This window comes from Kitasatospora sp. NPDC056651 (assembly GCF_042792155.1).
In the GTDB taxonomy this organism is placed as follows: Bacteria; Actinomycetota; Actinomycetes; order Streptomycetales; family Streptomycetaceae; genus Kitasatospora.
The window spans coordinates 41,164-61,518 of the sequence record NZ_JBHTWX010000046.1 but is presented as its reverse complement, the minus strand read 5'-3'; the positions used below and the strand labels follow the sequence as shown (position 1 = coordinate 61,518).

At 74.4% G+C, this 20,355-nt stretch carries 17 protein-coding genes; 3 read left to right on the top strand and 14 right to left on the bottom strand.

All coding sequences use genetic code 11. From position 1 onward, the window contains the following. Nucleotides 1-90: 90 nt before the first annotated feature. Nucleotides 91-738, bottom strand: a complete 648-nt coding sequence (locus ACFRAR_RS19555; RefSeq protein WP_380699359.1) for a TetR/AcrR family transcriptional regulator — start codon at nucleotides 736-738, stop codon at nucleotides 91-93. A 171-nt stretch (nucleotides 739-909) separates the two neighbouring features. On the opposite strand from ACFRAR_RS19555, the gene mca reads away from it, so the two are divergent. Continuing rightward, on the top strand, nucleotides 910-1,815 hold the full coding sequence (gene mca / locus ACFRAR_RS19550; RefSeq protein ID WP_380699358.1) for a mycothiol conjugate amidase Mca: 906 nt from the start codon (nucleotides 910-912) through the stop codon (nucleotides 1,813-1,815). Nucleotides 1,816-1,928: 113 nt separating this feature from the next. On the opposite strand, the gene ACFRAR_RS19545 is transcribed toward mca, so the two are convergent. Further along, nucleotides 1,929-3,443: a PHB depolymerase family esterase gene (locus tag ACFRAR_RS19545; RefSeq protein ID WP_380699357.1), complete on the bottom strand. Its 1,515-nt coding sequence runs from the start codon at nucleotides 3,441-3,443 to the stop codon at nucleotides 1,929-1,931. A 220-nt stretch (nucleotides 3,444-3,663) separates the two neighbouring features. Between ACFRAR_RS19545 and ACFRAR_RS19540 the strand changes: the two genes are divergently transcribed. Then, nucleotides 3,664-4,209, top strand: coding sequence for a PaaI family thioesterase (locus ACFRAR_RS19540; RefSeq protein ID WP_380699356.1), 546 nt, complete (start codon nucleotides 3,664-3,666; stop codon nucleotides 4,207-4,209). A gap of 175 nt (nucleotides 4,210-4,384) precedes the next feature. Here ACFRAR_RS19540 and ACFRAR_RS19535 read toward each other — a convergent pair whose 3' ends face one another. The 4 genes from ACFRAR_RS19535 to ACFRAR_RS19520 all read right to left on the bottom strand — a co-directional run bounded on the left by ACFRAR_RS19535 (nucleotide 4,385) and on the right by ACFRAR_RS19520 (nucleotide 6,929). Next, complete coding sequence (locus tag ACFRAR_RS19535) at nucleotides 4,385-5,383, bottom strand: YdcF family protein (protein ID WP_380699355.1); 999 nt, start codon at nucleotides 5,381-5,383, stop codon at nucleotides 4,385-4,387. An 87-nt stretch (nucleotides 5,384-5,470) separates the two neighbouring features. Beyond that, complete coding sequence (locus ACFRAR_RS19530; protein WP_380699354.1) at nucleotides 5,471-5,641, bottom strand: hypothetical protein; 171 nt, start codon at nucleotides 5,639-5,641, stop codon at nucleotides 5,471-5,473. Nucleotides 5,642-5,707: 66 nt separating this feature from the next. Continuing rightward, entirely contained in the window at nucleotides 5,708-6,049 is a 342-nt protein-coding gene (locus ACFRAR_RS19525) for a hypothetical protein (RefSeq protein ID WP_380699353.1), read from the bottom strand. A 202-nt stretch (nucleotides 6,050-6,251) separates the two neighbouring features. Further along, complete coding sequence (locus tag ACFRAR_RS19520; protein ID WP_380699352.1) at nucleotides 6,252-6,929, bottom strand: TetR/AcrR family transcriptional regulator; 678 nt, start codon at nucleotides 6,927-6,929, stop codon at nucleotides 6,252-6,254. Nucleotides 6,930-7,164: 235 nt separating this feature from the next. Between ACFRAR_RS19520 and ACFRAR_RS19515 the strand changes: the two genes are divergently transcribed. Continuing rightward, a complete protein-coding gene (locus ACFRAR_RS19515; protein WP_380699351.1) occupies nucleotides 7,165-8,715 on the top strand; it encodes an MFS transporter in 1,551 nt (516 codons plus the stop codon). A 92-nt stretch (nucleotides 8,716-8,807) separates the two neighbouring features. Here the strand turns inward: ACFRAR_RS19515 and ACFRAR_RS19510 are convergent, their stop codons facing one another. The 8 genes from ACFRAR_RS19510 to ACFRAR_RS19475 form a co-directional block, all read right to left on the bottom strand. Beyond that, nucleotides 8,808-9,689 (bottom strand): lysophospholipid acyltransferase family protein, encoded by an 882-nt coding sequence (locus ACFRAR_RS19510; RefSeq protein WP_380699350.1) that lies wholly within the window; start codon nucleotides 9,687-9,689, stop codon nucleotides 8,808-8,810. Further along, nucleotides 9,686-10,528, bottom strand: a complete 843-nt coding sequence (locus ACFRAR_RS19505; RefSeq protein WP_380699349.1) for a GNAT family N-acetyltransferase — start codon at nucleotides 10,526-10,528, stop codon at nucleotides 9,686-9,688. The genes ACFRAR_RS19510 and ACFRAR_RS19505 overlap by 4 nt, the downstream gene beginning before the upstream one ends. A gap of 413 nt (nucleotides 10,529-10,941) precedes the next feature. Then, the gene (locus ACFRAR_RS19500; protein ID WP_380699348.1) at nucleotides 10,942-12,324 is read right to left on the bottom strand and encodes a serine hydrolase domain-containing protein; all 1,383 of its coding nucleotides are present in this window, start codon (nucleotides 12,322-12,324) and stop codon (nucleotides 10,942-10,944) included. Between the two features lie 200 nt (nucleotides 12,325-12,524). Then, nucleotides 12,525-13,850, bottom strand: coding sequence for a M1 family metallopeptidase (locus tag ACFRAR_RS19495; RefSeq protein WP_380699347.1), 1,326 nt, complete (start codon nucleotides 13,848-13,850; stop codon nucleotides 12,525-12,527). Nucleotides 13,851-13,897: 47 nt separating this feature from the next. After that, nucleotides 13,898-17,899, bottom strand: coding sequence for a Pls/PosA family non-ribosomal peptide synthetase (locus ACFRAR_RS19490; protein WP_380699346.1), 4,002 nt, complete (start codon nucleotides 17,897-17,899; stop codon nucleotides 13,898-13,900). Nucleotides 17,900-18,289: 390 nt separating this feature from the next. After that, a complete protein-coding gene (locus ACFRAR_RS19485; RefSeq protein WP_380699345.1) occupies nucleotides 18,290-19,156 on the bottom strand; it encodes an NmrA family NAD(P)-binding protein in 867 nt (288 codons plus the stop codon). Continuing rightward, nucleotides 19,153-19,665 (bottom strand): hypothetical protein, encoded by a 513-nt coding sequence (locus ACFRAR_RS19480; RefSeq protein ID WP_380699344.1) that lies wholly within the window; start codon nucleotides 19,663-19,665, stop codon nucleotides 19,153-19,155. The genes ACFRAR_RS19485 and ACFRAR_RS19480 overlap by 4 nt, the downstream gene beginning before the upstream one ends. Nucleotides 19,666-19,818: 153 nt before the next feature. Further along, the gene (locus tag ACFRAR_RS19475) at nucleotides 19,819-20,340 is read right to left on the bottom strand and encodes a MarR family winged helix-turn-helix transcriptional regulator (RefSeq protein WP_380699343.1); all 522 of its coding nucleotides are present in this window, start codon (nucleotides 20,338-20,340) and stop codon (nucleotides 19,819-19,821) included. Nucleotides 20,341-20,355: the final 15 nt, after the last annotated feature.

Here is a 20,355-nt window from a genome sequence, read left to right as displayed (position 1 = left end):
TCGATGTGGCGACGAGTGCACCAAGGCAGAGCCCGCCACAGCCACTACCTGCGACGACTCGCTACGTGATCACGAAGTGCGGCTGGAGTACTAGGACGTCCGGACGGCGAAGTTCCCCAGGGTGCCCTCCAGGCGGTCGAAGGCGCGCACCGCCGAGGGGCGGACCGCGGCGGCGATCGCGGCCTGGTCCTCGCCGGCGAGGGTTCGGCGGAACACCTCGGTGAACACCGCCCGGTCGACGGCGGCGAGCAGCGCGGCGGCGACCCGGCACTCGAAGCCGACGGGTATCTCGTGCACCGCCTCGGCCAGCGCCTCGGCGAGGGCCGTCTCGTTCTGCTCGTGCAGCTCGCGCAACCGGGCGGACAGGGCGGGACTGCCCACGACGGTGCGGACGAAGGCGGGGCCGGAGAATCCGAGCCGGGCATCCTGCCGGTCGAGCCCGGTCAGGCAGTCGCGGCGCAGCGCGGCGAGCGCGGACTCGCCCGGCGCGCGCTCGGCTACGGCCCCGGCGAGCCGGCCGGCGAGCTCCTCGTGCAGGTCGAAGAAGAGGTCCTCCTTGCGCGGGAAGTGGTTGGTGACGGTCATCTTGGCGACCCCGGCGGCGGCCGCGACCTCGGCGATGGTCGTCCGGTCGAAGCCCCGCTCGATGAAGAGCCTGGTCGCGGCGTGCGAGATCGCCTCGCGGGTGCGGCGCTTGTTGAGCTCGCGCAGGTTCGGAGTGGTGCCGGTGTCGGTCATGGCAGGAGCGTAGCGCAGTTCACTGGGTCGGGCACAGTAATTATGCTTGACCCAATCACTGTGTCCGTCCTAAGTTCTCCCCGGGTGGTCGGAGCGGCCGCCCCGGTGGCGGCTCCACGAGGGCGAGCCGGCCGCCGATCGGTTCCCGATCACCAGGTCCTGGAGGCACTCGTGTTCACCCGTCACTCCGGCGGTCTCCGCCTGCTCAGCGTGCACGCGCACCCCGACGACGAGTCCAGCAAGGGCGCGGCCACCCTCGCCCGGTACGCGGCGGAGGGGGCGGACGTCCTGGTCGTCACCTGTACCGGCGGCGAGCGCGGCTCGGTGCTCAACCCGACCCTTGACCGGCCGGAGGTCCGGGCCGACCTCGCCCGCGTCCGGCGCGCGGAGATGGCGGCCGCGCGGGAGATCCTCGGGGTGCGCCAGCGGTTCCTCGGCTTCGTGGACTCCGGCCTGCCCGGGCCGGGTGAACCACTCCCGGAGGGCTGCTTCGCGGCCCGGCCGGTGGAGCTCGCGGCGGCGCCGCTGGTCGCGCTGATCCGGGAGTTCCGTCCGCACGTGGTGATCACGTACGACGAGACGGGAGGCTACCCGCACCCGGACCACGTGATGACCCACCGGGTCACCGTGGCGGCCTTCGACGCCGCCGCCGACGGAGAGCGCCACCCGGAGCTGGGCGGACCTTGGCAGGCGGCCAAGCTCTACTACCACCTCGCGCTCTCCAGGGCGTGGTTCCGGGCCATGCACCGGGCGATGACGGAACGGGGTGTCCCCTCCGGGATGGGGGAGGTGCTCGCCGACTGGCCGGACGCCGCGCCCGTCCTGGCCGCCACCACCCGGATAGCGTGCGCCGAGCAGTTCGCCGTGCGGGACGCGGCGCTGCTGGCGCACGCCACCCAGGTCCAGCCGGGCGTGGCCTTCATGGCCCACCCGCGGGACGTCGAGCGCGAGGTCTGGCCGACCGAGGACTACCACCTGGCCCGGAGCCGGCTGCCCGGGGCCGGCGTGGCGGCCGGGCCGGGCGAGATCGAGACCGATCTGTTCGCCGGGCTCCGGGAGGAGGTGGGGGCCGGATGATCCGTACGGTGGTCGCGGCGGCGCGGGCCGTCGTCGGACGGATGGCTACGGCCCTGCGCGGTGCCGGGCCGCTCGGCGGCGCGGCGCGGCGCGTAGCCTCGGCCGTCGCCCGGTCAGCACTGGCCGTCGGCGAGCACGTAGTAGCCCGGGCCGGTCTGCTTCAGGGTGTGGGTGACGAAGGTGTTCCAGAGCCCCATGCTCTGGCCCGAGCCGATCGCGTAGGTCAGACCGCCGCTCTGGGTGGCACGGCCGGCCAGGACATGGGCGTAGTTGCCGGCGGTGAAGCACTGGGGCGTGCTCCCTCCCGGAGTGGTCGCCGGTACCGCCGCCGAGCGGGCGCCGACGGCCCCCGACGCGTCGACCGCCGCGACGGTGTAGCCGTACGTGGTGCCGGCGGCGAGCCCGCCGTCGGTGAAGGCCGTGCCGGTCGGGCTGCCGACCTGGGCGCCGTCGCGGAAGACCTGGTACGAGGCGGCACCGCTGACGGCCTGCCAGGCGAGGGTGACCGAGCCGGCGGTGGCGGTCGCGGTCAGCCCGGTCGGGGCCGGCAGCCCGGGGGTGGTGGGGCCGGATCCGCCGTCCAGTCCCCAGAACTGCGCCGTGTAGTAGCCGGAGCAGACGGTGTCGAGGAAGTAGGCGCCGGCCGCTCCGCACTGGTCGGCCCCGGAGCCGGGGTGGACGGCCAGACCGTGCCCCATCCCGCTGACCGTGAACAGCGCCACGGAGGGCTGTCCACCCGGGCCGGTGTAGAGCTCCTGGGTGGTGCCGCCCGGGAGGCTCCTGGTGCTGCTCGGCTGCCGGCCGATGCCCTGGACGTTCGTCCACTGGTCCCGCAGCTCGGTCGCGTTCACCGGCTTGACCACGGTATCGGCGCTGCCCTGCCAGATCGCCACCTTGGGCCAGGGCCCGGCGTAGCCCGGGTACGCGGCTCGGACCTTGTCGCCACACTGGGCCGGGGTGAGCCCCTGGTCGGAGTTCTGACAGCCGGAGGCGGCGGCCTGGGTGGTGGCGCAGTGTGCGGGCAGACCGGAGTCGATCGCCCCGCCGGCGAACACGTCGGGGTAGTCGGCCAGCAGGTCGGCGGCCATCCCGCCGCCGGCCGAGAGCCCGGTGACGAACACCCGGTGGGCGTCCGAGCCGTACAGGGCCTCGGCTTTGGTGACCATCTCGACGACCGACCTGGCCTCGCCGACTCCCCTGGCGTCCTTGCCCGCGTCGAACCAACTGAAGCAGGAGAGGCTGTTGTTGGTGCTGCTGGTCTGCGGGAACACCACCGCGAAGCCGTACTGGTCGGCGAACTTGGTCCAGCCGGAGTTGCGGTAGTAGTCGGTGGCGCTCTGGAGGCAGCCGTGCAGTGCGACCACCAGGGGAGCGCCACCGGGCAGCCCGGCAGGGGTGTAGGTGTACATCGTGAGGTTGCCCGGGTTGGTGCCGAACCCGGTGACCTGCTGGAAGCCGCCGGCCGCGGCATCGGCGGAGACGCCCGCGGCCGGGGCGGGCGCGGTGGCCGTGACAGAGGTCGTGGCGGAGGCCGTGGCGGGGGAGGCGACGGCCGAACCGGGCACGACGCTGGGGACCGCGAGGGCGGCGGCCGCGAGCAGTGCCGCGGCGGTGGGGCGCAGTGGCATGAAGGCTCCTGGGTGGGGGAGGAGTGGGGGCTGGTTCCGTGCAGCGTGGCGCGCGTGTCGCCCCGGGGCCATGTGGTGGTCATCCGGGGTCCACCGGCAGGGCATGTCGCGGGCCGCCATGGCTCGGCGGCGCCGTAGCCGGCGTGCTCAGCCGGAGGCCTCACCTGCGGTACGCGGGAACGCACTTGAGGCGCACGGCCGGAACGGGCAGGTTGATCCCATGACCACCGATGAGTTCGCCGACGGCCGGCCACCCACGAGCACCCCGGAGCAGCGCGTCCGCACCCACATCTGGATACCCGGCCCGCCGATCGCCGAGTACGCCCAGCTGACCGGAGAGGAGTTCCTGCTGGAGTGGATCGCCGGGCGAATCCCGGAGCCCTCGATCTGCAGCACCATGGGCTTCCACCTGACCGAAGTGAAGCCCGGAACGGCGGTGTTCGAGGGTGAACCCGGGGACCACCTCCACAATCCGATGAACACCGTGCACGGCGGCTACCTGGCCACCGTGCTCGACTCGGCGCTCGGCTGCGCCGTGCTGAGCAGGCTGCCGGCCGGGGTGGGCTACACCACCACCCAGCTGAACGTCCACATGCTGCGCCCGCTCTTCGCCGACTCGGGGCCGGTGCGCTGCGAGGGCGTGGTGCTGCACCTCGGCCGGACGATGGCGACCGCCGAGGCCAGGGTGATCGGCGCGGAGAACGGCAAGCTCTACGCGCACGCCACCACGACCTGTGCCATCCTGGCGCCCCGCCCTTCATCCTGAGGCCCTGCCCGCCGGCCTGAGGCCCCACCCCAGGCCTGGCGGTCCGCCCCGGGACGGCCGGTCGCCCGGCAGCCGTCGCGTCCGTACCGGAACGGGCGGGCCCCGGCCGTCGCGCCCGTCGCGGCGGCCGGGGCCCGGCCCGGGAAGTCCCGGGGAGTCGAGGCCCCGGGGCGGCTCAGAGGGCCGCGATCGCGCCGCAGAGAGCGATGAAGCCGCAGATCCCGAAGTTGATCAGCTTGTGCGACAGGAAGATCGCGGCGAACTCGCGGATGGTCGCGCTCGGCCAGTAGTACCGGGCGGTGGGCGAGCCGAAGACGTGTCCGTTGACGCCGGTCTGGCGGGCGAGCAGCGCGGCCCGGAAGGCGTGGAAGTTGTTGGTGACCACGACGCAGCGGTAGTCGGGCTTGGCCTGCTCCATGATGGCCTTGCTGAAGAGGAGGTTCTCCTCGGTGGTGCGCGAGCGGTCCTCCCGCTCGATGTGCTCCGCGGGGAAGCCGCGCTCGACCAGGTAGTCGGCCATCGCATGGGACTCCGGCAGCTTCTCGTCCGGTCCCTGGCCGCCGGAGGTGATCAGCACCGGCGGGTTGCCGCGCGCGGCCTGCTCCTCGTACACCTCGCGGCCGCGGTTCAGCCGGCTGGCCAGCAGCGGCGGAACGCGCTCGCCGCCGATCAGCCCGGAGCCGAGCACGACCACGAAGTCCACGTTCCCGCGCGGCCGGTGGCGGCCGTACAGGAAGGCGTAGCCGACGAAGCAGGTGAACAGGAAGGAGATGTAGCCGACGACCAGGACGGCGGTGCCGGCCAGGGCGGCCAGCTGCCGCGAGTGGACGATCACGGCGGCGATCAGCAGCCCGATGACCCCGAGGATGCCCAGTCCGGCGAGCAGCGAGAGCAGGTTGGCCGGTCGGCGGCCCTCCTTGCGGATCATGGTCATGCCGTTGGCGAGCAGGAACCAGACCAGGGCCACCGTGCCGAGGGCGGGCAGCAGGATGATGGCCACGGCCACCATCTCCACCACCAGGTTGGGCGCCTTGGCGAGTTCGGCGAGCACGGGGAGCGTGAGGAGGGAGACGGCGATGCCGAGCAGGACGGCGTTGCTGAACTGACGGCGGTCGCGCAGTACCCCGATTCCGAACAACACGAAGAACAGGGCGGCTGGGACGTAGGCGATCATGCGTCGTATGGTAGGGCTTTCGGAAGGCCCTCCTCGGTCCGGACCATTCATCGGAACGGCCCAACCGACTCCGCGGTCTGCGGACGCTCAGGCGAAGCGCTCGATCGCGGCCAGGACCGCCTCCCCCATCCACGGGCTCCCGGTGTGGCCGGACTCGTGGTGGCGCCGCGGGTCGAAGTACCGCCGGGAGCCCGGGCTGTGGCCGACGTCCAACAGTCCCTGGGCGTAGGGCTCGTGGAGGGGGTGGAGCTCGGCCACCGGTGAACTCCCCCTGGGTCACGCCGACTGGTTCCGGTGAGCGTATCCCGGCGTCAGATCCCGGCGTCAGATCCCGAGGTCCAGCCCGAAGGCGGTGTCGAAGGAGGCGAATCCGACACAGAGGACCAGCCAGAGGCCGATCGTGCCGGTCACCGCGGCGGTGATCCGCCCGATCCTGGTGCGCTGCTCCTCCGGCTTGCGCCGGTGGCGGATTCCGTGGACGAGCCCGAGCAGGCCGAGGACGGCGAGGGCGTACGCACCGACGGGGCTGGCCGCGTACAGCACCTGCGCGAGGACGAAGGCCCCTGCGAGTGAGGCCGTGGTCAGGGCGAGGAGCGCGATTCCGCCGACGAATTCGAAGACCAGCTCGCCGAGGCAGCCCATGGTCTTCCGGGCGGCGCCCTCCATCAGACCGACCTGTCCGCCGGGGACCGGTGTCGGGTCCCCGGGCTGATGGCCGGTCGGCTCTCCTGTCGCCCGGCCTGTTGCCCGGTCCCCGGCCATGCCCGCACCTCGCGCTTCGCCCGTCCTTGACCCGGCGGTGATCGTACCGGGTTGTCGGAGCATCGCCGCAGGTCGGGTGGTTGTGGGGGCGCTCGGGGTGGGCGGGTCAGCGCCGCTCCGGCGGCAGCAGGGCCGCGAGGCCGTCGAGGATCCGGTGCAGGCCGAACTCGAAGCGGGCGTCCATGTCGGGCCCGGTGAGGTGGTCGGCCAGGGCCACGAGGTTGGGGTAGGTCTCCGTCGGCAGGCCGCGGAAGACGTCCCCGGCGGCGTCGGCGATCTCCCGGCGGCTGGTGCCGAGCACCTCGGCGGCCGAGATCGGCGACTGCTCCTGGAGTACGAAGCCCTGGACGAAGGCGCCCAGCAGGTAGCTGGCCATGGCCGTGTCGGCGTCGGAGAACCCGGCGGAGCGGAGCCGGTCGAGCTGGTCCTCCATCAGGTTGAGCAGGCACGGTCCCGGGGCGAGGCGGCCGGCGACGACCTTGGCGGCGTCGCGGTTGTCGAGCAGCAGCCGGCGGTAGCGGGAGCAGTACTCGTGCAGTTCCGACCGCCAGTCGTCCTGGCGAGGCGGGGGTTCGGCCGACGCCAGGAGCGCGTCGCTGAGCAGGTCGAGCAGCTCCTGCTTGTTGCGGACGTGCCAGTACAGGGAGGCGGCCTTGACGCCGACCTCGGCGGCGACCTTGCGCATCGACAGCCCGTCCAGGCCATCCCGTTCCAGTACGCGCAGTGCGGCCTGGGTGAGGGCCTCCCGGGTGAGGGCGGGGGTCGCGTCGTCGTTCTCCGGCATGGCTGTGCGGAGGCCTCCAGCGGTGGGGCGGACCGGTGCGGTTCGCGGATCGACAGTGTGGCGGACCAACAGTCCGGTGGACCAACAGTGCCACGACCCGCTCCGGGGGCGAACCCCCAGGTCATGGATACGACTTGCAATCTAACAGTGTTAGGGGCACTCTGTGCGTGTCACACCGAGCCCTAACACTGTTAGGGGCGAGCGATCGGGAGGGATCTCCATGGGGGAGTCGAGCATGCGCCGGAAACGGCTGGCGCTGTTGACGCTCTGTGTTGCCATGTTCATGGCCATGCTGGACAACGTCGTCGTCAATGTCGCGCTGCCGCGCATCGGGCAGGAGCTGGACGCCGGGATCAGCGGCCTCCAGTGGGTCGCGGAAGGGTACAGCCTGGTCTACGCCGCACTCGTCCTGACCGGTGGCGCGCTGGGCGACCGCTACGGCCGCACCCGGATGTTCGTGCTGGGCCTGGGCCTGTTCACGGCGGGCTCGGCAATGGCCGCGTTCGCCGGAACGATCGGGGTTCTCGTCGCGGCCCGGATGGTCCAGGGGGTCGGGGCCGCACTGCTCACCCCCGGCAGCCTGACCCTGCTGGGGCACGTCTTCACCGACGAGCGCGAACGGGCCAAGGCCATCGGCGTGTGGTCCGGGGTGTCCGCCATCGGCCTCTCGATCGGTCCGGTGATCGGCGGCCCGATGGTCGAGCACCTCGGCTGGGCGAGCGTGTTCTGGATCAACGTGCCGATCGGCGTGGCCGGAGTGGTGCTCGCCGCCAAGGTCCTGCCGGAGATCCCGCCGCGCGCCCGACGGATCGACTTCGGCGGGTTCGCGCTCTCGGCGGCAGGCCTAGGCCTCCTGGTCTACGCCCTGATCGAGGGCCCGTCGCGGGGCTGGACCGACCCCCGGGTGGTCGGCTGCGGAGTTGTCGCCCTGGCCCTGCTGGTCGGGTTCCTGCTGCTCGAACTGCGGCTGACCGAGCCGATGCTGGAGCTGCGGCTGTTCCGTGACGGTGCGTTGAGCGGCGCGCTGCTCAGCGGGTTCATGGTGAGCTTCGGGATGTTCGGGGCGCTGTTCTTCCTGCCGCTGATGATGCAGGGCGTCCTCGGCTGGTCCCCGTCCGGCGCGGGGTACGGCGGGCTGCCGATGACCGCGATGCTGGTGATCGCCGGCCCGCTGTCCGGTCGGCTCGCCGCCCGGTACGGTCCCCGGCCGCCGATGGTGCTCGGCCTCGCGCTGTGCGCGCTCGGCCTCGGCGGCTTGTCGCTCTACGGCGACCACGCCCACTACCCGGAGTACCTGTGGACGCTGGTCGCGATGGGCTTCGGGATGGGACTGACCTTCACCCCGGTCTCGGTCGCGGTGCTCCAGAGGGTGGCCCCGGCACAGACCGGCATGGCGTCGGCGACCGTCAACACCCTGCGGGAGCTCGGCGGTGTGCTCGGAATCGCGGTGCTCGGTGCCGTGCTGACCAACCGGATGACCGGTGAGCTGACCTCGGCCCTGCACCGGCTCGGCGTCCCGTCGGACGCCGTCGGCCCGATCGCGGACGCGCCCACCGGCGCGGGGCACGGCGGTGGTGGCGGGGCCGCGGCACTGCCCGCTCCGCTCCAGGAGGCGGTGGACGGCGCCTTCGTCGACGGCATCCACCTCGCCGTGCGCTGCGGGGCGCTGGCGCTCGCGGTCACCGCCGTCCTGGTCGCCGTCCTGCTCAACCGGGCGCGCCCGATCGCCCCGCCGGAGGCCGCTCCTCCGCGCCCGGCGGAGCCGGCCGGGGCCCGCTCCGCCTGACCGCTTGCCTGACCGCTCGCCGGGCCGACCGCTCGGCCCGGGGCTCGCCCGTCCGGCCGGCAGCCACGTCTGTCGCCTCGGCGGCCGCCCCGTCAGCGGACGCCTTCGATCGCCGCCTGCGCCCTGCGGGCCAGCTCGCGCCGGGCCCCCGCCCGGTGGGGCTGCGGGCCGGGCGGGGGGATCGGCGGCAGGAAGGTCACGTCGGCGACCAGCCCGCGGGCCGCGACCACCCGGGCGAGCGAGGTGAGCAGTCCGTCGTCCCCGATGAAGGCGGGCACGCTGGTCGGCCGCCCGTCCGCCAGCCGGTAACGGATGGTCACCGGCTGGACGTCGGCGCCCGCGTCCACCGCCGCCTGGAACAGTGCGGGCCGGAACCGGCCGCTCTCCCGCCCGCACCAGGTGGATCCCTCCGGGAACACGATCACCGGCTGCCCGGAGCGCAGCACCTCGGCCACGGCCGCCACGGTGTCCGGCAGGGTGAGCAGCCGGTCGCGGTCCAGGAAGACGGCGCCGTACCAGGCGGCCAGCGGGCCGAGCACCGGCCACTGCCGGACCTCGGTCTTGGCCAACGAGCGGCCCGGGCACCCGGCGGCGACCAGCGGTATGTCCAGCCAGGACACGTGGTTGGCCACCACGAGCACCCCGCCGTACCCCCGCCCGCCCGCTCCGCCGGTCGCTTTGCCGCCCGCTCCGCCGCCCGTCCCGCCGTCCACTCCGAGGCCCGGCCGGTCCGGCCCGGTGAGGTGGACGGTCACCCCGAGGGTGTGCAGCACCACCCGTGCCCAGAGCCGGACCAGCCGGATCCGGGCGTCGTACGGGAGCAGCCGGGCGGGCACGCCCAGCACCACCCCGGCCAGCATCGCCGCCAGGCAGCCGGTCAGCCGCAGCGCCCGCCGGGGGTGGGAGACCTCCGGCGCGGGTTCGGCCAGACAGGTCTCGGGCCGGCAGGTCGCGGTGGGCAGCCAGACGCTCACGACGAGGCGCCCGGGGTACCCGAGGCGGGTACCCCGGACAGGAAGTGCCGCAGGTAACGCGGGTCGGTGCGCTCCAGCGACAGCAGCACGTACAGGTCGGCGCAGTCGAAGTCAGGGTCGTACGCGGGCTCGCCACAGACCCAGGCGCCCAGCCGCAGGTAGCCGCGGAGCAGGGCCGGCAGCGGGCCGCGCTCGGCGCGCGGCACCCCGGTGGCCTCCCAGCGGCGGTGCGGGGTGACCCGGTACTCCGCGGGGGCCAGGTGCTTGGCGCTGACGGCGTCCCAGACCCGGGCCGCGGTGGCGCCGCCGTCCGTCAGCTCGATCGAGCAGCAGCCGCCGACCCAGGTGTTGCCGGTGTCCGCCAGGTAGCGCGCGATGCCGCCCCACATCAGGTTGATGACGGCGCCGTTGCCTCGGTGGTCCGGGTGGATGCAGGAGCGCCCGAGTTCGACCAGGCCGGGGCGGACCGGCGCCAGTGCGGAGAGGTCGAACTCGCCGTCGGAGTACAGCCGGCCGGCCCGGCGGGCGGCCTCGGGGCGCAGCAGCCGGTAGGTGCCGACGACGGCGCCGTCCTCGCCCTCGCGGACCAGCAGGTGGTCGCAGTACTCGTCGAAGGGGTCGACGTCCAGGTTCGCGACCGGGCTGCGCAGGACGGCGCCGAGCTCGGCGCCGAAGACCTGGTGGCGCAGCCGCTGGGCGGCCCGCACGTCGTCCTCGTCACGGGCGAGGGACACGGTGTAGGCGGCGGGGGCGGCGGGCCGGGGGCGGGGCGCGGGGACCGCCGGGGCGTTGTGGGTGGGGGCGACTGCGGACGGAGCGTACGTGGGGACGGTGGTCATGGCAGACCCTCCAGGGCAGCACGATCGGCGGTGCCGTGGATCACCAGGGCACCGTCCCGGTCCGCAGGCGGTAGGGCAAGGACGCGAACCGGTCCCCGTATGTCTCTCCGAGCCGGTTGGCATTCATGTTGCGGCCCGGGGGAGCGCAGATGTGCACCTGTTGAATGGGACCACCCGTGGCGCGCCGGTCACGTGCCCGGCACCCGCCGCTCGTCTGCCGGGGGTGGACAACACGGACCGCAGGGGCGTACGGCAGCACCGTACGCCCCTGGCCTTCGGGGGCGCCCGCCCGTTCCCGCGGCGTACGCCCCTGTCGTCGCGATCCGCGCGTTCCTGCCGTCGCGCCCCGGGACGTCGTCGCCCCCTCGGACGCCGTCGCGCGCGGCGGCGCCGTCACGCCCCTCGACGCGTGCTCAGAACGCCCGCCAGCCCTCCGCGTCGACCCCGCCCGGAACGGCGCCGGTCGGGCCGTACGGCTCGCGGGTGTAGACGAAGGAGCCGACGTCGAGGTGGCTGACCGTGCCGTCCGGGTGGCGGACCACCCGCAGGGTCTCGCCCGCGTAGTAGTTCTCCACGCCGGTCCAGGTGCCGTCCGGTTCGGGCCGGAAGCGAGAGCCCCGGCCGGCGCCGGTGAGCGGGGTGAGCTCCAGGACCCGCCCGGGCCGCAGCCGCAGGGCGGCCGGCGCGGCGCCCCAGTACCAGGGGCCGGTGATCTCCAGCAGCTCCGGGTCCACCGCCTCGGCCAGCGGGCGCCACGGTTCGGGCAGCCGGGGTTCGAGCTCGGCGGTGAGGGCGATCAACTGGGCGGCCAGCGACGGGGCATTGCCGCCGCTGGTGGCGTTGGAGAGGGCGTACGCGGCGAGACCGTCGGCCTCGCTGATCCACAGCCCCGCGGTGAAACCGGGCATCGAGCCGGTGTGCCCGAACAGCAGCCGGCCCTCGTGGCGGCGCAGTTGGAGGCCGAGGCCGTAGCCGCTCGTCCATTCGCCGTCGTCCGGGGCCACGGCCGGGCGGCGCATCTCGGCGAGCGTGGCGGCGGACAGCACCTTGTCGTCGCCGGCCGCGAGGAAGGCCGCCCATCGGGCCAGGTCGGCTCCGGTGGACCAGAGCTGGCCGGCCGGGCCCATCAGGCCGGTGTCGGTGAGCGGTTCGGGCAGCATGACGTCGGCCCACGGGTGGACGGCGAAGCCCCCGGCGTGCGGCTGCTCGGGCAGCAGGGTGGTGCGGTCCATGCCGAGCGGGGCCAGCACCTCGCGGCGCAGGACCTCGCTCCACGGCTCACCGCGCAGCCGCGCCACCAGCGCGCCGAGCAGCGCGTAGCCGGGGTTGGAGTAGTGGTGCACCCGGCCCGCCGGGTGCACCAGCGGCCGCTCGGCCTCCAGGAGGTCGCCGAGGTCGGGCCGCAACGAGCCCTCGGTCCGCTCCCACCACGGGGCCGGGGTCTCGGCGGCCAGACCGGCGGAGTGCGAGAGCAGCTGGGCGACCGTCGCGTCGTCGGCCGGGGTGCCGGGCAGGTGGCGGGAGAGGGGGTCGGCGAGGTCGAGCAGGCCCTCGTCGCGCAGCCGGAGCACCAGCACGGCGACGAAGGTCTTGGTGAGCGAGCCGATCCGGTACTGGACGTCCGGGGTCGGCGCGTGCCCGTCGGCCATGCTGCGGGCGCCGCTCCACACCGGCTGCCCGTCGCGAACCACCCCGGCGACCATCGAGGGCGTGCGCCCCTCGGCCTGGGCGACGGCGAGCCGGTGCAGCAGGGCCCGGCGGGTGGCGGGCAGCAGCTCGTTGGGCAGGTCGGTCATGTGGGCTTCTGGACTCATCGGCATGGGTACGCACAGTAGCCCAGCCCCGGTCCGGGGCCGACCGAATAAGACCGATCGAACAAGCCCGCGGACGACTCGGCGGACGATCGACCGAGAGCCGACGGAGAACCGGCGGAGAACCGGCGGAGAGCCGGCCCCGGACCTGCGGGAACGGCGGGGCCCCGGGCCGCGCCGCCCGCTCAGTCCGGCAGCGGCGGCAGCTCCGGCAGTTCCAGCCAGGCCTCGAAGAGCGGGCCGAGCGGGAGGGTGGTGTACCGGGCGGCGTGCGCGCGCAGGTCGGCGGTGGAGACCACGCCGTGCCGGTAGGCACCGGTCCAGTCCCGCAGCATCGCGAAGAACGCGTCCTCGCCGAGCGTCCGCCGCAGCGCGTGCACCACCAGCCCGCCGCGCTGGTACAGCCGGTCGTCGAACATCAGCCTCCGGCCCGGATCGCCGAGCCGCAGGTCCTGCGGCAGCCCGGCCAGCAGCCGGTGGGCGGCCGCGGCGTGCACCGCCGCGCCCGGACCGCCGGAGTGCTCGGACCAGAGCCACTCCGCGTACTTCGCGAAGCCCTCGTTGAGCCAGATGTGCCGCCAGTCGGCGATCGTGACGCTGTTGCCGAACCACTGGTGGGCCAGCTCGTGGGCGATCAGCCGCTCGCGCTCCCAGCCGCCGCCGAGGTGGTTGGTGCCGAAGGTGGCGACGCCCTGCGCCTCCACCGGGACGTCCAGCTCCTCGTCCGCGACCACCACCGCGTACTCGCCGAACGGGTACGGCCCGAAGACCTCGCCGAAGTACGCCGCCATCTCCGGCTGCCGGGCGAAGTCCCGGGCGAACGCGTCGGCCAGGCGCTCCGGCACGTACCCGGACTGCGGCACGGCCGGACGCACCGCCAGCGGCACCGGCCGGTAGTGCCCGATCGACACCGTCACCAGGTACGTCGGGGTCGGCGCGCTCTGCTCGTACACCCAGGTGGTGCTGGACGCCTTGGTGGTGCGGGTCAGCAGCCGGCCGCTCGCGACCACGGTGAACGGGGAGGGCGTGGTGACGGCCAGTTGGTAGGTCGCCTTGTCGGCGGGCCGGTCGTTGCAGGGGAACCAGGACGGCGCGCCGACCGGCTGGCTCGCCACCAGCGCGCCCTCGGTCAGTTCCTCCCAGCCCAGGCCGCCCCACGGGCTGCGCACCGGGCGCGGGTTGCCGGTGTAGTGCACCTCGACGGTGAACGCCGCGCCCGGCGCCAGCGCCCTGGCCGGACGGATCCGCAGCTTGCCGGCGCGGTGGGTGTAGCGGGCGGTCCGGCCGTCGACCAGCACCCGGCCGATCCGGAACTCGGCCAGGTCGAGCGCGAACTCCGCCAGCGGCGCGTCCGCCACCGCGCTCAGCCGGGCCGAGCCGGCCAGCCGGTTGGGACCGGGCCGGTAGTCCAGCGCCAGCTCGTAGCGGTGCACCCGGTAGCGGTGGTCGCCGCTGTTCGGGAAGTACGGGTCCGGGGCACCGGCGGCCTCGGGGGCGTGCTTGGACTTCACGGGGGCGTGCGCTTCCTGCGGGCCGGGACGGGGGGTCGGAGAGATGGTCACGACGTGGTCTGCCACGCCTCGATCGGGTTGCCCAGCCACCGCGTGTCGGCGGGGACGGACTCGGCGCGCATCACCAGCGAGGCCGGGCCCAGCGTGCTGCGCGCGCCCACCGTGCTGCCGGGCAGCACGATGCCGCCCGGGCCCAGGGTGGCGCCCTCGCGGAGGACCACAGTATCCATCCGCATGATCCGGTCGTGGAAGAGGTGCGTCTGCACCACGCAGCCCCGGTTGATGGTGACCCCGTCACCGAGGGTGACCAAGTCCGCCTCCGGCAGCCAGTAGCTCTCGCACCAGACGCCGTGGCCGACGTGTGCGCCCAGCGAGCGCAGCCACAGGTTCAGCACCGGGGTGCCGGGCACCGCGCCGACCAGCCACGGCACCGCCAGCATCTCCACGAAGGTGTCCGCCAGCTCGTTGCGCCACACGAAGCCGCTCCACAGGGGGTGCTCCACCGCCCGGAACCGCCCGACCAGCAGCCACTTCGCCGCCGCCGAGACCACGCAGGCCACCGCGCCGGCGGCGAGCAGCACCAGGCCCGACAGCAACGCGGCGGTCAGCGGCGATCCGGCCGCCAGCCAGGACAGCGCCGCCACGGTCAGCAGGCCCAGCGCCGCCGAGGCCAGCACCGGCACCAGCCGGGTGATCTCCACCAGCCCGCGCGCCCACAGCAGCCGGGCCGGCGGCTCGTAGGTCAGGCTCTGGTCGGCCTGGTCCGCCGAGCGCGGCAGCCGCATCGGGGGCATGCCCAGGTACGAGCCGCCCTTCTTCGCCTTCGCGGGCGTCTCCGACAGCACGCCCACCAGGCCGCGCTTGGGCACCGAGCGGCCCGGCGCGGTCATCCCCGAGTTGCCGAGGAACGCCCGCTCGCCGACCTTCGCCTCACCGAGCCGCACCCAGCCGCCGCCCAGTTCGTACGGGGCCATCAGGGTGTCGTCGGCCAGGAACGCGCCATCGCCGACCGTGGTCAGGCTGGGCAGGGCCAGCACCGTGGACACCTCCGCGTGCCGGCCGACCCGCATCCCGAGGGCGCGCAGCCACACCGGGGTGACCAGCCCGGCGTAGAGCGGGAACAGCACCTCGCGGGCCCGGTCCATCAGCTGGGTGACGGTCCACGCCTGCCAGCCGACCCGGCCGTGCAGCGGGTGCGTCCCGGGCACCAGGCCGATGCTCAGCAGCCGGACCAGCACCACCAGCTGCGCCGCGTACACCGCGCCGAACGCCGGCGTCGCGGGGAGCAGACCGAGCAGCGCGCCGCCGAGGGCCGGGCCGAGGCTCTGGCCCTGCTCGACGAACCGGGAGAGCACGGCCAGCGCGGCGAGCGCGGGCAGGGCCGGGAGCAGACCGAGCACGGCACCGCTGGCGCCGTACAGCGAGGCCCAGCGGGCCCGGCGCGCCGGGCGCTCCTTGGGCCAGCTGCGCTCGGCGCGGCCCAGCTTCACGGCCGGTGCGCCGCCCCAGCGCTGGCCGGTCGGCACCTGGCCGGTGACGCTGGAGCCAGCCGCCACCTGGGCGCGCTTGCCGACCCGGGCGCCGGGCAGCAGCGTCGAACGGGTGCCGACCACGGCACCGGAGCCGATCTTGACCGAGCCGACCAGCAGCCGGTCACCGTCCAGCCAGTAGCCGCACAGGTCCACCTCGGCCTCGACCGCGCAGCCGCGGCCCAGTTTCAGCATCCCGGTGACCGGCGGCAGCGAGTGGAGGTCCACCTCGGGCCCGACCTTGGCGCCCAGCGCCCGGGCGTAGCGCACCAGCCAGGCGCCGGACAGCGAGTCCGCGCCGCTCAGCTCGGTGAGCCGCTCGGCGGTCCACAGCCGCAGGTGGACGGAGCCGCCGCGCGGGTGGCTGCCCGGGCGCAGGCCGCGCAGCAGCAGCCGGGTGCCGCCCGCCGCGATCGCCAGCCGGCCGGGCGGGGTGTACAGCGCGAGCGCGCCCGCGCCGACCCACCACCAGGAGGCGGTGGGCGCCCACGGGTAGTCGCCGAGGTGGCCGAGCAGGTTCCCGGCGGCCAGCAGGGCGACCGTCCAGCGCAGGCCGACCACGGTGAACAGCGGGATCAGCAGGAGCAGCTGGAGCAGCTTGGCCCTGGTCGGCACCAGGGTGATGGTCCGGGCCTCGCCGCTCTCGCCGGCGCTGCGCTCCAGGTGCCGGGCGAGCTTGCGCAGCGTCGGGTGCTGGTAGACGTCCAGCACGGCCGCGCTCGGGTAGCGGGTGCGCAGCAGGGTGGTCAACCGGGCGGCGGCCAGACTGCCGCCGCCGATCGCGAAGAAGTCGTCGCGCGGGCCGGTGACCCGGACGCCGAGGATCTCCGACCACTGCTCGGCCAGCCAGGCCTCGGTGCCGTACAGCTGCTCGGCCGGCCCGGCGGTCTCCAGCTCGGGCAGCGGCCAGGGCAGGGCGGCCCGGTCGACCTTGCCGGAGGTCCGGGTGGGCAGGGTGTCGACCGTGGCCAGCAGCGGGACGAGGGCGGCGGGCAGCTCGGCGCGCAGCCGTTCGACCGCCTGCTCGCGGTCGAAGCCGTCCTGGACCACCAGGTAGCCGACCAGCAGCTGGTTGCCGCCGCGCGCGGTCCGGACGGCCGCCGCCGCGCCCGCCACGCCGGGCAGCGACTGGAGGGCCGCGTCGACCTCGCCGAGCTCGATCCGGCGGCCGCCCAGCTTGATCTGCTCGTCGGTGCGGCCGAGGAACAGCAGGCCGGCCGGGTCGGCCTGGACCAGGTCGCCGCTGCGGTAGGCGCGCTCCCAGCCCAGCGAGGGCAGTGGCGCGTACTTCTCGGCGTCCTTCTCCGGGTCGAGGTAGCGGGCCAGGCCCACGCCGCCGATCACCAGCTGTCCGGTGCCGCCGGCGGCCACCGGCAGTCCGGCCTCGTCCACCACGGCGAGGTCCCAGCCGTCCAGCGGCAGGCCGATCCGCACCGGGCCCTCGCCGGTCAGCAGGGCGGCGCAGGCGACCACGGTGGCCTCGGTGGGGCCGTAGGTGTTCCACACCTCGCGGCCCTCGGTGACCAGTCGCTGCACCAGCTCGGGCGGGCAGGCCTCGCCGCCGAAGATCAGCAGCCGGACCTCGTTGAGCGCCTCGGCCGGCCAGAGCGCGGCCAGGGTCGGGACGGTGGAGACCACGGTGATCTCCTGCTCGGCCAGCCAGGGGCCCAGGTCGGCGCCGCTGCGGACCTGGGAGCGGGGGACCGGCACCAGGCAGGCACCGTGCCGCCAGGCCAGCCACATCTCCTCGCAGGAGGCGTCGAAGGCCACCGAGAGGCCGGCCATCACCCGGTCGCCGGGGCCGATCGGCTCCTCCTGGAGGAAGAGCGCGGCCTCGGCATCCACGAAGGCGGCGGCGTTGTGGTGGGTGACGGCGACGCCCTTGGGCTTGCCGGTCGACCCGGAGGTGAAGATGATCCAGGCGTCGTCGGCCGGGGTGGGGCGGCGCTCCAGGGCGGGTGCGCGCTCCACGGGGACGGCGAGGCTGCGGTCGGCGCCGAGCACGGCGGCGACGACGGCTTCGCCGAAGACCAGCTCGGCGCGTTCGTCCGGGTCCTCGGCGTCCACCGGGACGTAGGCGGCCCCGGCGGCGAGCACGGCGAGGATCGAGACGTACAGGTCGTTGGTGCCGGAGGGCACGCGGACGCCGACCCGGTCGCCCGGGCCGATGCCGACGGCGGCGAGGCGGCGACGCAGCTGCTCGACCTCGGCGGCCAGCGCGCGGTAGCTGAGCACGGCGTGGCCGTCGTCCAGGGCGGCTTCGTCGGGGTGGGCGCGCACGGTGGCGTCCAGCACGTCGATCAGGGTGCGCGGGGCGGCGGCCGGGCGGCCGGGGAACAGGGCGAGCGGCTGCTCCGGCTGCTCCGGTTGCGCCTGGGCGGGCTGGGCGGGCTCTCCGGGCGCGGGTTCGGCCTGCGCCGTCGGCTCGTGTGGCGCCGGCTCCTGTGACGCCTGCATCCGCGGTGTCGGCTCCTGCGGTGGCGTGGCGTCCTGCTGCGGGTGGCTCGGTTCAGCTGTCATGGCAGCCGTGCGCTCCTCGTCCTCGCCCCGTTCCGACCGATGCCCGGCCCCTGGGGCGGTGGGAGCACCGCCTGATCGGGTGACCCCACTCCGGGGCCGGAGCGGACAACCCGACTGATGGTAGCCCCGGGGCGGCGACCAGGCAGGACCGGGAACTCGGCCCAACTGGCGCAGGAACGGCCAAATCTGACGGATCATCAGGCAACAACTGAGGCTCGTTGAAATCGATGTGATGAGCTGTCAGTCGAATTGACGGAGCATCAGATTCACTTTCCGACCGTGATCCACGCCACAGTGAATGCTGCTCTCTTTGGGTGGCGGGGCGGCGGGCCGGGCTCTCCGGGCCGGATGTTTCCGGTCCGGTCCCGGCCCGCCACCCCCGCGCGGCGGTCAGCGGAACCGGTGCAGGTTCTCGGCGAGGAAGGCCTCCAGGGTGCGTGGGGCGCGTCCGGTGAGGCGCTGGAAGGCGTCGTCCGGCGTCTCCTCGCGGACCACCGCGAGCTGCTGGATCTCCACCACGTGGGTGGCCAGCCAGTGCGGCATCCCTGCCCGGTCGACCAGATGGGTGTGCAGCTCGGACGGGCTCAGGTCGAGGTAGCGGACCGGCCGGCCGAGCAGCTCTCCCAGCAGTGCGGTGAGCTCCGGGTGGCTGTAGGCCCGTCCGCCGGTGAGCGGAATGCTGCCGGAGGCCGGTTCGGGGCGGGTGAGCACCTCGGCGGCGGCGTCCCCGATGTCCCGGGCGTCGACGTAGTTGCACCGCGCCTGCCCGAGGGCGCCGTGCACCACTCCGGCGGCGGCGATGCCGGGCGCCAGGAGCAGCAGCTTCTGCATGAACGCGTACGGCCGCAGGACGGTGGTGGTGATGCCGGAGGAGCGCAGCCGCTCCTCGATCAGATGGTGGCCGCGGGAGACGCCGACGGGGGAGTCCGGCTCGGCGGCGGGCGCGGAGACCTTGACGACGTGCTCCACGCCGCAGTCGACCGCCGCCTCGATCGCGTTCAGCTCGTGCTGGACCTGCCGAGGGCCGTTGGCCATGGTGAGGAAGAGCCGGCGCGCGCCGCGGAAGGCCGCGCGCAGGGAGGCCGGGTCGGCGGCCTCGACCGGCAGGACGGCGGTCCGGGCGAGGGTGCGCTCGTCGAGCGAGGCGGCCAGCCGGGCCGGGTCGCGGCTGAGCGCACGGCTCGGTGCGCCGAGGGCGGCGAGGCTGCGCAGGGCGGCGCCGCCGGTGGCGCCGGTGGCGCCCATGATGACGATCATGACGTCTGCCTTTCGGGTTGGGGCTGGGGCTGGGGCGTGGGTCGGGGTGCGGTGGAGAGTCGGTGGTGCCCCGTACGGGCCGCGCGGCTGCCGCGCCAGTGCCAGGTGGTGATGGTGGCGGCGATCGCCGAGGAGACCGGCAGGTCGACCGGCAGTCGGTGCGGCCATGGGCTGTCGGCGAGTGCCGGGACCTGCGGGAGCCAGCGGGCGGCGGCGAGGCCGACGGCCAGTCCGAGAGCGGCTGCCGCCAGGCCGAGGGCGGCGGACGCGATCCCGCGCGGCGTCCGGGCGGGGCGGGAGCGGACGGGACGGCGGCGCAGGGTGGCGCCGAGTGCCGCCGCCACCAGGGCGGAGGTGCCGCCGATGGTGGTGAACGCGGCGGCCGTCAGATGCGGTTGGCCGGTGACGGCTCCGCCGGTCCCGGCCATGGCGGCGGGCATGGCGTAGGCGACCAGGACCTCGCGCCACAGGACGAAGGGCGGCGGAGCGCCGGGGGCCTTCTTGCTCATCGGTGGATCTCCTCCGGTGTATGTGGGGAGGCACCCAAGTGCTTGTGCTTAGGTGCCTAACTATTGGGGCTGAGGGGAGGCGGGTCGCCGGATGGCGGCCCGCCTGGGCGTGAGGTCGGGTCCCCGGGCAGGTGTCGCCCCTCGGGGTGTGAGTCAGTCCTCGGTGAGCGCGTCGACGCCGGCGACCAGTCGGGCCAGCAGGTCGAGGAAGGTGGCGCGCTCCTCGATGGAGAGGCCTCCGGCCAGCGCCTGCATCCGGGCGAAGTGTTCGGGTGCCAGCTCGCGCAGCCGGTCGGCGCCGCGGGCCGTGAGGATCACCACGTTGCCGCGGCCGTCCTCGGTGGACCGTCGACGGGCCACGAAGCCCTCCCGCTCCAGCCCGTCGACCAGCCCGGTCACGGTCGCCCGGGAGACGCCGAGACTCGCCGCGAGCTGGGAGGGCGACTTCTCCCCGCCGTGGTCCTCCAGGTCCGCCAGCAGGCGGTAGCGGCCGGTGGAGAGGCCGAAGCGGCCGAAGTGCACCTCGCCGGCCTGACCGAGCCGGGCGGCCGCCGCCATCAGTCGGGCCGCGACCAGGATCGCCTGCGGGTCGGCCGTGAGGCCGTAGCGGGCGATCTGGCGGCGCGCCTGATCGAGACTGGGGGCGGTGGGGCCGTTCTCGGAGTGCTGGGTCACGAGAAGTAATATGGT